The 14,936-nt window shown below is 43.0% G+C and carries 14 protein-coding genes and 1 other annotated feature; of the genes, 2 read left to right on the top strand and 12 right to left on the bottom strand.

Annotation, left to right across the window (positions count from 1 at the left end):
- Positions 1-65 precede the first annotated feature (65 nt).
- From AC3WU2_RS04855 to AC3WU2_RS04845, 3 genes are all read right to left on the bottom strand, one after another.
- A complete protein-coding gene (locus tag AC3WU2_RS04855) occupies positions 66-839 on the bottom strand; it encodes a class I SAM-dependent DNA methyltransferase (protein WP_492451773.1) in 774 nt (257 codons plus the stop codon).
- Positions 840-934: 95 nt separating this feature from the next.
- Complete coding sequence (locus tag AC3WU2_RS04850) at positions 935-1,627, bottom strand: M24 family metallopeptidase (protein WP_492451771.1); 693 nt, start codon at positions 1,625-1,627, stop codon at positions 935-937.
- Between the two features lie 35 nt (positions 1,628-1,662).
- A complete protein-coding gene (locus AC3WU2_RS04845) occupies positions 1,663-2,415 on the bottom strand; it encodes an HAD-IIB family hydrolase (protein WP_492451769.1) in 753 nt (250 codons plus the stop codon).
- A 78-nt stretch (positions 2,416-2,493) separates the two neighbouring features.
- On the opposite strand from AC3WU2_RS04845, the gene AC3WU2_RS04840 reads away from it, so the two are divergent.
- Entirely contained in the window at positions 2,494-3,183 is a 690-nt protein-coding gene (locus AC3WU2_RS04840; protein WP_492451767.1) for a Crp/Fnr family transcriptional regulator, read from the top strand.
- 184 nt (positions 3,184-3,367) lie between these two features.
- Here the strand turns inward: AC3WU2_RS04840 and AC3WU2_RS04835 are convergent, their stop codons facing one another.
- Positions 3,368-4,618: an MFS transporter gene (locus AC3WU2_RS04835; RefSeq protein WP_492451766.1), complete on the bottom strand. Its 1,251-nt coding sequence runs from the start codon at positions 4,616-4,618 to the stop codon at positions 3,368-3,370.
- Positions 4,619-4,939: 321 nt separating this feature from the next.
- On the opposite strand from AC3WU2_RS04835, the gene AC3WU2_RS04830 reads away from it, so the two are divergent.
- Positions 4,940-5,944: a phosphotransferase gene (locus AC3WU2_RS04830; protein ID WP_492451764.1), complete on the top strand. Its 1,005-nt coding sequence runs from the start codon at positions 4,940-4,942 to the stop codon at positions 5,942-5,944.
- Positions 5,945-6,201: 257 nt separating this feature from the next.
- On the opposite strand, the gene AC3WU2_RS04825 is transcribed toward AC3WU2_RS04830, so the two are convergent.
- From AC3WU2_RS04825 to AC3WU2_RS04790, 8 genes are all read right to left on the bottom strand, one after another.
- A complete protein-coding gene (locus AC3WU2_RS04825; protein WP_492451762.1) occupies positions 6,202-6,537 on the bottom strand; it encodes a VOC family protein in 336 nt (111 codons plus the stop codon).
- 242 nt (positions 6,538-6,779) lie between these two features.
- Positions 6,780-7,628, bottom strand: a complete 849-nt coding sequence (locus tag AC3WU2_RS04820) for a copper amine oxidase N-terminal domain-containing protein (protein WP_492451760.1) — start codon at positions 7,626-7,628, stop codon at positions 6,780-6,782.
- A gap of 717 nt (positions 7,629-8,345) precedes the next feature.
- Positions 8,346-9,716 carry a flavin monoamine oxidase family protein gene (locus AC3WU2_RS04815; protein ID WP_492451758.1) on the bottom strand — a complete coding sequence of 457 codons (1,371 nt, stop codon included), beginning with the start codon at positions 9,714-9,716 and terminating at the stop codon, positions 8,346-8,348.
- Between the two features lie 198 nt (positions 9,717-9,914).
- Positions 9,915-10,160, bottom strand: coding sequence for a hypothetical protein (locus AC3WU2_RS04810; RefSeq protein ID WP_492451756.1), 246 nt, complete (start codon positions 10,158-10,160; stop codon positions 9,915-9,917).
- Between the two features lie 139 nt (positions 10,161-10,299).
- On the bottom strand, positions 10,300-11,082 hold the full coding sequence (locus AC3WU2_RS04805) for a class I SAM-dependent DNA methyltransferase (RefSeq protein WP_492451754.1): 783 nt from the start codon (positions 11,080-11,082) through the stop codon (positions 10,300-10,302).
- 49 nt (positions 11,083-11,131) lie between these two features.
- Positions 11,132-11,393: a binding site (T-box leader), on the bottom strand.
- Positions 11,394-11,647: 254 nt separating this feature from the next.
- Positions 11,648-11,815, bottom strand: a complete 168-nt coding sequence (locus AC3WU2_RS04800) for a hypothetical protein (protein ID WP_492451752.1) — start codon at positions 11,813-11,815, stop codon at positions 11,648-11,650.
- Between the two features lie 265 nt (positions 11,816-12,080).
- Positions 12,081-13,535: an alpha/beta hydrolase family protein gene (locus tag AC3WU2_RS04795; protein ID WP_492451750.1), complete on the bottom strand. Its 1,455-nt coding sequence runs from the start codon at positions 13,533-13,535 to the stop codon at positions 12,081-12,083.
- A gap of 181 nt (positions 13,536-13,716) precedes the next feature.
- A complete protein-coding gene (locus AC3WU2_RS04790) occupies positions 13,717-14,910 on the bottom strand; it encodes an NAD(P)/FAD-dependent oxidoreductase (RefSeq protein ID WP_492451748.1) in 1,194 nt (397 codons plus the stop codon).
- Positions 14,911-14,936: the final 26 nt, after the last annotated feature.

Genomic DNA, 14,936 nt, shown 5'->3' with positions numbered 1-14,936 from the left:
GGTGATTTCATCAGGAATTGCCCGCTTGTGGCTCGGCAGTGATCTTCCAGCTTACAGATAGATTTCTACATTTTCCGAGCTGTCACAATAGGTTGGTAATAGCCCGTATACGCGGGGAGATGCCACTCGATATCCGTAAAACCCGTTTCACCTAACACTTTATTAATATCTTCCCGCAACAGTGCCCTGTACTCCGTTTTATTATGTTTTGTTTCCCATTTCCCGTTAACTTCCTGCATAATATAATGGTTTATCGTATAGGTTTTACCGTCATCCGCCCAATCCCACACTTGAAAAACGATCCGTTTACCCTCGTCGAAAACACGCGGCTGTGTGATTGTTATCTTTTCTTGTACCAATGCATCGTAGTCTCTTATCGTAACGATAAGCAAGCCATTCGAATTAAGCTTTGCTTGGATATTTTGAAAAGCTCTAGTTAAATCTCCATCTGTAAGGAGATGCGGTATAGCATTATCCGCCGACAGGACGATATCAAATAAACCCGATACATCTTTATCCAACGAGCGAAAATCTGCCACGCCAAAGTTTATATTAACGCCGTGAGTTAATGCTTCTTTTTCTGCTCTTTTAACAGAAACAGGACTTATGTCAGTCGCACTTACGTTATACCCGTATTTCGCCAATCCGATTACTTGTGTACCAATGCCGCACGAACAATCCAATAATGAAATGTTATGCGCAGTAGCAACAGGCAGCTTTGATTGAATGACTCTGTCAAGAACTTTCGCTTGCGATGAAATCGCTTGATTCCAATCCACAAATATCAGATGATAGTCTTCCGCCAGTTCATCATAAAACTTTAAAACTGAATCATTCAATTCGAATCACCTCTCGAATTAGTAATAATTTTTATTAGCGTATCATACCTGCGTACCAGCTCTGAATTATTTCTAGTAATTACGCATTTGGACTTCTAATCGACCGTAAGTAACTGTTCCACGAATCCCCCGATTTCGAGTTCCCTATCAACGAAATGGATCTCCAGAATCCAGTCTCGAGGGCACCCGTTTTGATCAGACGCATTCATGGGAATGTGGTTGTCGGGATGAATGTAATTTTCCACTTCATCTCCTTGAATTTGTTCGTGAGGAAATTCACCAATAAGATGTCCCGCGTGCGGTCCTCCATATTCCCAACCATATTTTCTGGCAAGTGCAGAGACGAACGAGAATAGCTCGCTCCCCGTCATGTTAGGATGAGATTCAAAATATTGCTTACCCTCCGCCCAAGCTAGGGCGATATCATTACAAAGCTTTATCTTGATTGGATCTTCACCTAGCACAAATGTCCTGCCAAAATCAGCTTCCCAGTCATCAAAGATCGGACCAAAATCAAGAAAAATAATATCATCTTCACGAACCGTTAAATCAGGAGGATTCTCTTGATAAGGATACAACGTATTTTTCCCAGCTCGAACAATACGTTTGTGCCAGTACTTCTTAATGCCATACATCTGGAATGCTAGATCATAGATCTCACGATTGATCTGCTTTTCGGTTACGCCTTTCCGCAAAATACCTTTTTCTTCGATAGTTCTAAATAGTTCTTCCGCTTTCCGTTCAGCTTCTCGTAATGACAAATGCCGCTTTTCCAAAAACGAATCCATTATACCACTCTCCTCATTATGTATTTGAATTGTGTTTAGTGTGTTTCTTCCAATAGTTTCATTATTTTTTCTACTACTTGATCTTCTATATTACTAACCTGATCTGTCGCCAATTGTAAAAGACATTCATGCTCTCCAACACAAATAGAGCGGTGAGCATGCTTGAACATGGATACATCATTTGCATCGTTACCAAATGCAATAAATTGCTGTGGCTCAACACCAATTCGCTGTAGCCCCACCCATTTATCAACACCTGTAGGGCTAATATCAATAATCCCTTCATCACCATGGATATAGGTAACGATCGGTAGTTTTTGAAGTTCCTCTAGCAATTGATCTTTATGATGGCTGTATAAAATAACCACTTTTACAATCTCATTCAGTTCATGTAAATGAATATTCTTCGCTCGCTGCTCAGGGTCCACATTACGTCGAATCGGATGCTCATTACTACCTGAATAAGCATAGTCCCATTGACTATCAATTAAATAGCCTGCCTCGTACTCTGTTATTAAACTGATGATCGTATCAGCGATCCATTGGTCGAAATGAATTGTAGAAACGATATTTCCAGCTATTGCAACAAACGCGCCATTTCCGCCAACCATGGAATAGCGCTGCATATGAGGCGGCAAAACAGGTAATAAATCACGAATTGGTCTGGCTGAGGCAAAAATGATTTCGTGCCCTTTTTTCACAGCGGTGTCTAATGCTTGTACCATTGATTCACTTAATGGCTTGCCTCTAAAGCAAATCGTTCCGTCTAAATCAAATACTAATTTCATCGTATCGTCCTCCTCATTTTTTATCTTAGCAGTTTCCTTTATAATGAAAAGGACAGATGTCCCAAAAAGGAGAGTACGATGAAATACATTCAAGAGCAGGCTATGATACAACATTATATGTCCCAATATAAATTGGATCAAATCTTATCCAAGCCAGAATCTCTTCCCTTTCAACTTCGTGTTTATTCGTGCGATGAGGTCGTATTGAAAGAAGGAGACACACTAGATGGTCTCTATTTTCAAGTGGAAGGTCGAACGAAGGTATCATCAAGTGTAGAAACGGGGAAGTCATTACTGTTGCGATTTTGCCACCCACTTGCTGTCTTTGGTGATATTGAATTTATACAAAAGGTTGTTATACAGTCTCAGGTAGAAGCCGTAGAACAAACGTCCTTCCTGTTCATTAACAAACATACCGTTGAAACAGAGCTCATGCAGGATCATAAGTTTTTGAATGAGCTTCTGAAACATCTCTCTTATAAGCTCCAAACATGTACGACAGCATCAAGAATCAATTTATTAGCCTCGGTTGATGAACGATTTGCAAGCTATTTATTAACAACTCGCAACCAACAACCGTTTGGAAAAGAAATTCTCACACCGTATTTTCCTGAGATTGCTTCCCTAATTGGCACGACTCCTCGCCATTTAAACCGTGTTATTCAGAAGTTAACTGATATGAAAATACTAAAAAAAGAAAAGAAAAAATTAATCGTGTTGGATTGGGTACGTTTGGATGAGATCTCCAATGGTCTGCGATATGAATAAAGGACGACTGTTGCTGGAAGCAAGCCGAAGCGTCGAGGTCTTATACCGTTATAATAAAGAACCGCGATTTCCGCGGCTTCAATACATATATTAAGCTGGAAGTTAACCACGAAGAATGTAGAAGAATCGACTACTTTTTACATGGTCGGTTCTTCTACATTAAAACCTTATAAATATCGTGACATTATGACTCTTGTGCAGTAAGTGCATGATCCGGCGCTTTTTGGTTCATGATCGGCACCATGACCAGTGCCCCAATAAGAAATAATAATCCTGCTCCGCTATAGATCGTACTCAGCGAAAAGCTGTCCTTTAATGCGCCAGCGAAAGACATCGAAACGACCATCATGCCAACAAACATCGGATTCAGAACCCCATTTACCCGTCCTACAATGGAAGCATGGGACCATTTCAGAATCATCGTGCTGATCCCGATATGAATACAAGGGAAAACAAGCCCATTCAGAAATTGAACGGTCAGCGTGACCGGAACGCTCGTCGAATACCCGACAATGACTGTGCAGACCGCGCCTGCCAGCATGCCTATTGCAAGAAGTAACTGCGGCGGAACCCGCTTCGCAAAGACGGCTACAACCCCGCCACCGATCAGCATGGCTGCGCCGTTCACCATCAGCAGATATTGCAGGAACTCCTCGCTCCTGCCCAGCCGCTCCGTTACGATAAACAGGTTGAGCGCTTGGGCTACGCCAACAGCGAGTCCGGCGAGAATAAACGCGAGTCCGAGCATACGCAGTACTTGGCTTTGCCAAACATAGCGGAAGCCTTCAATGAAATCTTTACGGAACTGCCCATTGACAGCAACCGTTTGAGATTCCATATTATCCTCAGGCAGGCGAATAAGGACGAGAGCGGATAGCAGAAAAACCACGCCCATGATAGCGATCGATGTTTCAAGCCCAAATGTGCTGTAAATGAAAGTACCAAGCATAGGGCCAAGTACCATAAAGATGGCCATCAGAGATTGGAATAGAGCCATCCCTTGCTGAAGCTGTTCTTCAGGCACATGATACTTAAACAATCGCATGCTTGAAGGCTGCGAGAACTGCGAAAGAATAGCTGAGATGAATGCGACAAGGTAGACGGAGTGCCACGAACCAAAATGTATGGTCAGAAGTACTGCGAATACCGATACCGCGGATAATAAATCGCACCAGATCATCGTTCGCTTTGGCCGCCAACGGTCGGCAAATGTACCTCCGATGAACGAAAAGACAAAAATTGGTGCGAATTCTGCTACGCTGATTAGCGAAATGGCGTATGGATCATTGTTTGTTCTATCGGCAACGTACAGAAGGATAGCGAAATTACGTACCCAAATGCCGATCTGCAGGAGCACGTTTGATAATAATATCGTCTGCAGAAACCGATTGCTAAGAAGGCTTGGTGCTTTCGTGCTTTTTTCGTGCCTATTCAATCTTTTCAACCTCCATTTTTCTATAAAGATGCTCATCTTGAATCATGGTATGACTCTCCTCCCATTTCCTAATTATACCGATCTCATCATCGTTCACCTCCGACTTAAGACTGATATTACGGCGTTATTATCCTAAAATTAACCATTTTCCACATGTTCTTCGGGATTCCTCTGACTGCCAGTCATTCCGACAGCTATATTAGTTCCATTTAACCATAATCACCACGGACTCCTAACCTCCCTTTACCTACGCTAATGATCTGTTCCATGCTAAAATATCCGGTATAGACTGGAATATGGCGAGGAGGCAGAACTGTAGATATGGATGTACGACTAGCAGAACGAATGATTGCAGAGTGGGCATCAGCGAACGCCGATGTGATTGGCATATGCCCGAATAAGATCCGGGCGTCATATATATATAACCCCGGAGGCTTCGGCAACTTGTCTATCCGTTTGACGGACGGCCGCACACGGCTTCATGTCAAGTTGGCTCCACCTAGCAAATCGGCGCGGCTGCGTCAGTGGGCGGGCGTAAGCGATATTCTTGCCGAGCACTACACCGCGCCCAGGTTGATCCATACGATTGATCGCGAGATCGTGCCGGGGTATCCGTACGGCCTTGTTTTCGAATATATCGAGGATGCAACCCCGCTTACGGAAGCGCGGAATCCCGAGGCTGTGCTAACTGGTGTCATGGTGAACATCGCGAGGCTCCATCGCGACGATCGTCTTCGTCGTATGCTGCCTATGGTGGAGACGCGCACTTATGCGGAGGCATTCGAGGACGAGTACATTTCTCGGTTTACGGATGATCTCGAAGGAATCCGCGGGTCGCGAGAGCTGCTCAGGGATTTCGTGTCAGATGAGACGATTTCGTGGTTCGGGGAGGAGATCGGGAGGCTAAGGGAAACAGTCCGGCAGTCACCTGCATTTCTACTTCCTACTGGCGATGTTGTTCATAACGACCTGAACGGTAACAACGTACTGACATGTAGCAGGGACGGCTTCCGGATCATCGACTGGGACGACCTGTCCGGTCAGGGAGATGCGGCAATGGACTACTCGGTACTGCTTTGGCCACTAACGCATGATCCGTCATGGCCAATATGGAGGGATAAAGTGCTGGCAGGAGCAGGGGCTGCGGCCGTCGAGCGGTTGGGACTGTATTTTCGGGCGAAGCTGCTCGACGACGTGATCGACGTGCTGGCCGATTATGTCGAGGCGGAGCAGGTGCCGGAGCATCGGGAGGTGGCCCAGCGCAAGGCCAGGGCTGTCCATCTTCACTCGTATCCGCAGTATCTCGCTAAATATGGAGCCGGATAAAGAGGCTGCACCGCGTTGTCACTTGCCAGCTATTTCAATAAGGCTGCCGATGGTAGACCGCAAATGATGGCGGGCCTTATGAAAACGGTCGCCAGGCTTGTCGGAGGCTGGAAACACATTCACAAAACCTACAACGTCTCATAACACAAAAGCGCCCATCTCAAGGGCGCTTTTGTAATATGAGAGCAAAGTCTTAGACTGCCACTATTTATTAAGGCTAACGTTTTCCGGTAGTTAATCATTGGCTTAATCAAAATTTATTTTTTTTGAATAAGTCCAAGCCCAAGTCCTGTTGGGTCAACCAAGTATGCAAGAAAGAAATCGTCGAACTCCATTTTATCTCGTACAATCAATGCACCATAGTCCTTAGCCTTAGCAATGACTTCGTCAATTGAAGTAACTTCAATTTGTATACGAGTTCCATGAGGGTAGTCATTTGGACCTTGGGCGATTCCGCCTGAAATACCTCCAGTAGTTACTTCACGATAGCCCCATTTGTTTTCACTAACTTCCCAGCCAAAAACAGTAGAATAAAATTTCGATGCTTTTTCTGCATCCTGACTATTTAACTCAAAACCAACAACCTTTCCCACTTTCATTCCTTCTTTCTATTGATGTTTGGAATTTTTACCCATTAAAAACATTCTATAGGCCTAGCACAAAATCCTTCTAATTTGTTCCACGATTCTGCCCGTTGTGTTTTTTGTTGAATCTTTTGTTTGTTCTTTTCTTTTATGGGGTAGTTCTTCCTTAGCCGTCCTTCGGTTGCTGTTGCTGCCGGATCTCCTTAACCCTCTGCTCGTTTTTTTCCTTGTCCATGTTCGTTCGATTCCCCTTATACAACGGTATTACTTATAGTCGTCTGAAAACCGTTCTTTGTAGCGGTATCAATTAACCGATTTATGGATTGTCTTGCGGTATCGCTAAACAAATACCACTCATCTTTAGATACGTCATGAAGTAAAATCTCTGGGTATCCTGATAAAAGTTCAGATGGAAAAGTACGAATTAAAGAATAAATATCAAAACGAACTAAGCTGTCCCCTTTTTGGCCTAGAAAATCATATTGTGCATTTTTATAATAAGACCCAAGTGTGTCAATGGTTAGGCTCCAAGAGTAGTTTTCAGGTGTTTCAACCTTTTCACCTTTGTTTTCTACAAAAATATTAAAAATCGTTTCGTTATATGCATTACCATAAACTTGCTGAACTACACCGCCCATAGTCATATGGTATTCTTCTTGCAATGCTTTTACTTGTACATCATCTATGAACAATGGTTTAGTATCGACAGTCACTTCAAAGTTGCTGTAATTGATATTGGATCCAAACGTCTCTGCAATAAAACGAAGTGGAACAAATATTCGATTGTTTTTCATGTATGGTTTTACATCAAGTAGCATCTTTTTACCGTTCTTCTCTGCTGTACTACTGTTCAGTTTTAATATTACTTTCATACCGCTTTTAGCGAGAATAACCTTGGAATCGGACCATTCAACGGTAGCTCCCAAATTTTCACTAATAACACGTAGAGGTACCATTATACGTTTGTTCTTATTTTCGGGCTTCACATCGGATGCAATAGCAACACCGTCAACCTTGATATGAATTGCTGCTGCATAAGTAGTTGACGATGAAATAAACAGAAAAATTGATAGGAAAACAACAAAGAATGCTTTTTTCACTAATGATAGCTCCTTTTTTTATAAAAATTTGGAAAACAGTAACATTTTCCCCATATTAAGAAGACGCAATTGGATAAAGTTTGTTGCACTATACAGCCCGTTAGTTAAGTAAAGGCAGCCGACACAAAAAGCCGGCTGCCTTCAAGAGTCAATATTGAACTAACGTGTCCCGTTAGTAGAACAACTGTTGATTCATTTTAAAAAAAAACCTTTACCCAGCGGTATAGAAGTTTATATTAATCTCAAATAAACGCTCGTCCAATCAGTGCAACTTATTGGACTTACTAAATAAAACAAGGAGGTGATAAATAGATGAAATACGCCAACAAAAAACATGTGCGGATAAGCTCAAACAAAAATATTAAAGTTAAACAAAAAAACATGAAATCAGTATGCACAAAATGTTTTTCACCTTGCGGTTTTGACCGTTATGACCGTTTCGTGCCATTCTTTTTTCCATTCTTCCTCTAAAATAATAAGCTCTTGAACTTCATCCTAAAATAAACCAACTTTCTGATCGGGAACCAAATTTTGCACATAATTGTAGCGTAATCCGGCAAGGTCCTGTAGATCAAAGCGCAGGCGTACGATGCTTAGGCTTTTTTTGTCTATGAATTTATACACGATGAATCATGCCCTACGATAGAAGGTAACAAGGAATGGAGAAACGCATCTGACGATTGTCTCGTACTAGTTATTAATACATACATTACCGTATTATATGCTGTTTCCGGCAATAATTTGATTTACAGTTCGTAACGCAGAAGAGATCGCACCTTCAATCCAACCGGGAAAAAGACTTGTATTATCGCCAGCAAAGTAAATTCTACCTTGTTCGGCAGACAGTGTTGGGAGCATTCGAATCATCTGTTTCGGCTTATACCAAGCATACGCACCTCGAGAGTAAGGATTATGATCCCAAGAAAAGACCGTCCCACCTTCATAATTATACGACAATTCAGGAAGCACCTGTTTGATTTCTGATACAGCTGAATTAATATTACCAGCTCTAGATATTTCTCGCGCCGATTCACCGGAGGAGTACGAACAAATTAACCCCCTCCTTGATGTCGTTTGAGTGAATGTAGCATCAAGCAACCATCCAATTTTCAGATCCGTATTTACTGTAGTAAAGGAACTTAAGTTGTTCCAAAATCTAGTTCTGCTTTGTATGACGGTACGCGTAACGGAAGTTGAAAGTTGATTTTGAATGACATTATTTTTTTCTTTGCTAAGTGGCGGAGAAAAATGAATTGTACGCAAGACTGTATTGGGAATGGCCACAATGACCCGATCACAGCAGATAGTGATAACTTCGCCAGAATTATTAAATCGGATAGTTACTCCTTTATTACTATGTTCAATATGCGTCACAGCACATCCATAACTGATATTAGAGCCAATTGTAAGGGCAAGCTTTTTCGGCAGTTGATCCATTCCACCTACTATAGTCTTTGCACTTCTTTCGGAACTGGCCATTTTTAGGTCAAGCAGTCGCTGTAATGCAGATACTTTACGAATACCATCACCTAACATCTGCATATATCCGATTTCAAACAGCTTAATCGCACCCGAAGATGCTCCTTGACCTTTAAGATATTCTTCCATTGTCATTGAATCGAGCTGTGCCGCTTGTTTTGTGGGCCAGCCCGGCAAAAAAGGATTACCCGTCGCTTTAAGCCCCGGCCTGAGATACTTTTCCAACATTCCCGCATATCCTAAAATTCTTTCCTCGGCTGTAAGTGAAACAGGCCATAGTGCAGGTTCAGCCGGAGAATCTATTATTAATCTCCCGTCGATATATGACAAACTTCTATTGGGGACTGGTAAATTTATTAATTGAACCCCGGCTTGCTGGGCATAACTCAATGTGAGAAAATGATGCGCTCCAATGAAGGCAGCCCCGATTTCACAAAACAATCCGTCGGCAAATTGATCCCGCATCGTGTATATGCGACCACCCGGTTGACTATTTGCCTCTAATAAACGCACGTTATATCCTTGTTTCATAAGCTCCAAAGTGCATACCAAACCCGCCATCCCTGCCCCAATAACTACAATACGCTCAGGAAAACGACCTATTACCATAAAATCCGATTCCTCCAAATATTACTTTTATATACATCATGTGTGTTTGTAATCCAATTAGTTCCTAGGCACTTCTTATTATTCTATGCTGCCCGTTACTTCAATAAAAAAGGAACAGCTACCGGTCCATGGCATTCTGCTCCCTAATTTTGAACTATCGTGTCCCGTTAGCGGAACAATTTTATTGTAAGTTCATTTTCAATTCTCTCTGCTTTTTGATTCTTTATGTTTCTTATAGCGAATAATAGCAATGGGTAAATTTATGATTCCTAGAAGAAAAGTCGTAAAAATTGGTATCAATTGAAATATAGTAGGATTTGCATTACTATCTCCTACTGGTCCTATTTTAGGTTGATTGCTATCCCATATTCCATACAATACACCGAGTATTGGTATGATAAGACATGCAATACTAGCAGTTATATAGAGTACAAACCTGTTCAAATTCAACCCCCCTCTTTATTCTTTGCCATTGTATCTAATCTCCGTCTTTTCACAACTATAATTTACCATAAAAGTGGTATTTGGGGACTTTAATTAATCTCTAATAATTCAACTAATCTGCCCGTTAGCGTAATGTCCCTCAACATGGTTTCTTTTTTGCCAGGAATGAAGCAACTGCATGTGGTTTTACAAGATTTCCTCCGTGACTTTCAATTACTTCTCTAATTTCTCTAAATAATTCATTACGAATGTCTTCTGGAACTAATCTATGCCTGGAATTCGTATTTAACAAGGAAATATACTCACTGGCTGTAAAGAGGTGATCCCAAGTATAGTGTTTAACTTCGAGGTCCGTAAACAAACCGTCCTTTAAAGTCAATTTTGACCTGTCCTCAATAATCTGTTCCAAAGAAGGGTTTTGAGAATCATCGAGTTGGGGAGCATACTTTCTATAAAGTTCGCGAATCTCGTTATAAGGCCCATTGTATGATGGTACATGGACAGTCCAAAAAAATGCGACTGATCCTTGGTTCTCAAGCAAATCGAAGACTTTTCTGTATCCGAGTTCTTGCGGCTGAATGAAATGAAACGCTGTACCTGAAATCGCCAGATTATATTTTGCATTTTCATTGTTCCAAGTCTCAAACTGAGAATTAATAATTCTGACGCTTGGTCTATCCTTAAATTTCTCTCGAGTAAGTTCCGCCAAATTTTCGCCTAACTCAATTGCGGTTATATTGGAATATCCAAAATTCACGAATCCTCTCGTTGCTTGACCAGTACCACAGCCAATTTCAAGTATTTCATCATTCGATTTTAATTCTGTGTAATCTAAAATATCTCTGAAAAGTTGCTCAGGATACGGTGGTCTGTACTTTTCGTACTCTTTCGCGATTTCATTAAAGATGTTTTTTCGTTCCATTTCACTAACCTCCCTTATTAAATTGAGAATAAAAAACTCCCGTCCCCCATAAAGGGACGAGAGCTAGACTCCGTGTTACTACCCAAGTTCACCAATGCTTACGCATCGATCTTTTTTCAGGTACGACAATTTAAATAATTGAATATACCCTAGCACTATAACGGGTGCGCTCGTCACATCCTACTCCCAAAGCGGTTTCGAAGTGCAGCTCAGAGACCATCTTCATTGGGCTCATCTTTACCCCCTTTCAGCATACAGGGGCTCTCTGTAAAAGATAATGTCCAACTACTCTCTCTCATCAGTGTCTTTAACAGGAATATATTGGAATTTCGGATAGTATATCATCAATCTGCCTGATATACAATGGTTATGTCTTAAAAGTATTTTACTCCACGCTAACTTGCAGCGTTAGTGAGAAAGGCTGCCATGCGGCAGCCCCTAATGCAATTCAACTATCGTATCCTGATAGGTTCAATCTGAAAGGATTAAGGAATGTGTGCTGAGTCTAAATGAAGGTAGTTAGGGATATTTTACGCTTTCTTTTTAGGGACTTGTTGTTGAAATATCACATTGAGTCATTTTTTTTCTTCGATCTCTTCTTCATCTGAATGTAAGCCATACCTAATAACCCTACTGCGACTCCGAGTCCCCCCCACACTTCATAATTTCCAGTAAAATATCCAATCGCACCACCAATTAAAACACATGCAGCCATAACTAGACCAGCATTCATTCGTCATCACCCCAAATCATCATATTGGAGGTTACACCTAAAATTAAATGTACTTTTCCATCTTATGAAACAGAACCACCTATCAATCTTTAAACGGTTACACACATCAATATCTTATTAGGATGTTTATAACTATCCTGCTTAACAGCCCGCCCGCCATCAGTCTGAACCACATTTACCAGACATGCGTTTCTCCGTTTTTAGTCGAGCGTGCGTACATATTCTTTATTATAATTGACTTATATTTTCCTAGTGCCACCTAGGATCACCGTTTTTCAAAGTGCACTTCAGGATATTGTTTTGGTGGTCCATCAAGCAGTTTTGATGGTAGATCCTTTAGGTACTTATCAAAGAACGCCAATGTGTAAGAATTAATGATATTGTTTGCCCGATCTCCATCGATTGGTCCGGTTAGGCCTGCCCACGACATCAGTGGTGAGTAAAGTGGCGCATCGGAAAAGTTTACGTGAAAAGTGCCAGGTATCAAAACTAAGTAACCGTCTTTCGGCAGTTTCTTGTAAACCGATCTCATAGTTATTTGAGTTTTATCTATATCCTCTTTCGACCACCCTTCCATCTTCATCCACTTAGCTTCACGACTGATAAACATGGTTGGTTGCTTTAAACCAGAACGAACCACATTGGCAGGCATATGAACATCCATTGCTATGAAGGCACGCAAACGAGGTTCTAAATAACTGGCTTCGGCACCTACAAGACCACCCATTGAAGGTCCAAACATACCAACGTGCTTAAGATCCAATCGTCCAGTCAGGATTCCTCTCGGATCAGATTGGTTTAAGGCTGTGAGTTGATCAAGTGAAAAAATAACGTCCTTAGCGAGATAGGGTATAACAATGTTGTCAAAGAATTTGCGATCAGCTGGTATACCACTCTGAGGCCCGGGAAGAAGGCGAGAGTCGAGGGGTATCAAACGACCATCAGGAAATACTACTCCGCTAGAGGAGTAAGGATGGTCGATGGAAGCCACAATGTAGCCATGTGACGCCAACTCCTCAAACATATGGGTGCTTTCTTGACGAAAACCTCCACGTCCAGCTGAAAAAATTAGCACTGGATATTTAGACTCATCTGTCGACACAGTTGCAGAAGGAATAGCATGAGTTTGAACGTATTTAAATTGCTCAAAAATAAACCCCGGAAAACCTAACATGTGGGCAAGTGATGCTAGGGAGTCCGTCTCCTGAATGTAGGGAGCGTACGACGATGATAGATTTCCTTTGGCTGGATACCAAATCTGCACCATGATCTCACGACGATCATTGGGATCATTTGTGAAAATCTCCGGGCGAGTTTTATCTACCCAATGATAGGTCAATGTACCGATTTGGTTAGGTCCCGACGGTTGTGGTAAGTGGAATACAGGAAAAAGAATCGGTAGAGCGGAAGAAACTATCAGTCCCAGTACACCTAGACTAATAGTAAAACCGAAAGCAAGTCGCCTAATCATACTCGTTCCACCAAGTTTAGGCTTTCGCACAATATTTTTAGCTAGCCAGGCCACGAAGAGTATCCCACTCATGATATAAGCTGGGATCATCCCCCAGCGCGAACCCTCCACCAGTACCTGAACAACGGCTATTGGCAGCAGGACGAGAGAAAAATATCGTACCCACTTTATTGACCGTTGCATTGGGATTACCAAGGCAAAAAAAGCCAGTAAATTGGCAAACAGTAGTATTATTTCAATAAGTCTCATCACATCACCCCATACACTTGATCGCACGTTTGTATCGGACGCGTAGCCGCGATTACTTTTCCGCCCCGTCGGAGACGAGCATGACATCTTCGGTCAGCAGGGACAGCACCTGATCGACGACCTCACGCAGGATGAAAATCTCTGGGCTGTTAGACATCTTGCAATCTTGGTCTCTTTGTTTCTATCGTAGCAAACTGGCGTAATCCCAAACCAGCTTCTTGGTTTTCCACGCTAGCTTTCCTGTTATGATAAAATCAAGTCCCCATTTGTGTGCCCACAGAAACCCGCGATTTTCCCCCAAGCCGATGTTGAAGGCATCCATATTATTTTTTACCGCTTTGTGAATCGGCGCGGGACGGCCTTCCAGATCGGCCATCACGATTTTACCTAGTCGATTCCCTTGTATCCCAGCTTCAAGGCACGTCATCTGATCCACCTTGCCGGTTTTCGGATCGATGATTCTCGCACAGTCGCCAATGCTGTATACGCCCGGCGACCCTTGAACACGATAACATTCATCCACCAGCACTTGACCTTCAGGTGTAAGCGGCAAGCCCATGCCGCGAAGGGCCGGATTCGGTATCAGACCAATCGTCCATACACATAGGCCAACATCCAGACAATCGCCATTGCTGAGCGTCACCACTCCTGTTTCCTCCCGCTTCGCCTTACGATTGTGTAGCACTGTCACTCCACATTCACTGAGCGTCTGTTCTAACTTCCGTCCAGCTTTCTCCGGCCCTCCAGTGAACAGCCGCTCCTGCGCATTCAGTAAATAGACGGAGGTATCAGACAAGCTCAGCCCTAGCGTCGCTGCTTCCTTCCGCATGGCGAGCGCCAGTTCGGCGGACGTCTCGATGCCGCTGATGCCTGCTCCCGCAACCGCGATTGTCATCAGTCGCTTTCGTTCCTCAGGATTCGTCTCTCCGCTTGCTTTCCGAAGGTTGGCTCGCCAGCGTTCCCGAATGTCTGCCGCGGCTTGCGGGTCGGTCAAGGCGATGCCGCCCTGATCGGGATCCGGTCGCCGAACGATGCTGCCGACCGCCACGACTAGAAGATCATAACGAATTCGGGCTTCATTTCCTTGCGCATCCGTATATCGAATCCGTTTTTCCCCACTTTCCACGGACGTAACCGTACCTTGCACGAATTCGACTCCTTCTGAACAATAATGCGTCCAGGGAACTATAATCTCTTCCCCGCTCGCGGCCGGTCGGAACATCATCACTTTGCGCACATGACCAGGCTGCTTGTCGAGCAGCACAAACCGAATCCGCCGTCCCTTCGCCATGCCCCGGGTCGTTTCCTTTATTGCTTTGAGCACTCCAAGCCCAGCATGGCCGCCTCCGATGATTATGCATGTCATGTCATTCATCGTTCCTCAGCTCCTTTTACGTTTTG

This window comes from Paenibacillus sp. EB106-05-06-XG162 (assembly GCF_058791655.1).
Note: the sequence above shows the minus strand (reverse complement) of the source record. Positions and strands in the feature narration are given on the sequence as shown.

Excerpts from the sequence above, each read along its gene's own strand:
- AC3WU2_RS04845 (WP_492451769.1), bottom strand. The coding sequence starts at position 2,415 with ATGAAATTAGTATTTGATTTAGACGGAACGATTTGCTTTAGAGGCAAG.
- AC3WU2_RS04805 (WP_492451754.1), bottom strand. The coding sequence starts at position 11,082 with ATGGAACGAAAAAACATCTTTAATGAAATCGCGAAAGAGTACGAAAAG.
- AC3WU2_RS04800 (WP_492451752.1), bottom strand. The coding sequence starts at position 11,815 with ATGAATGCTGGTCTAGTTATGGCTGCATGTGTTTTAATTGGTGGTGCG.
- AC3WU2_RS04830 (WP_492451764.1), top strand. The coding sequence starts at position 4,940 with ATGGATGTACGACTAGCAGAACGAATGATTGCAGAGTGGGCATCAGCG.
- AC3WU2_RS04795 (WP_492451750.1), bottom strand. The coding sequence starts at position 13,535 with ATGAGACTTATTGAAATAATACTACTGTTTGCCAATTTACTGGCTTTT.
- AC3WU2_RS04840 (WP_492451767.1), top strand. The coding sequence starts at position 2,494 with ATGAAATACATTCAAGAGCAGGCTATGATACAACATTATATGTCCCAA.
- AC3WU2_RS04815 (WP_492451758.1), bottom strand. The coding sequence starts at position 9,716 with ATGGTAATAGGTCGTTTTCCTGAGCGTATTGTAGTTATTGGGGCAGGG.
- AC3WU2_RS04850 (WP_492451771.1), bottom strand. The coding sequence starts at position 1,627 with ATGGATTCGTTTTTGGAAAAGCGGCATTTGTCATTACGAGAAGCTGAA.
- AC3WU2_RS04790 (WP_492451748.1), bottom strand. The coding sequence starts at position 14,910 with ATGAATGACATGACATGCATAATCATCGGAGGCGGCCATGCTGGGCTT.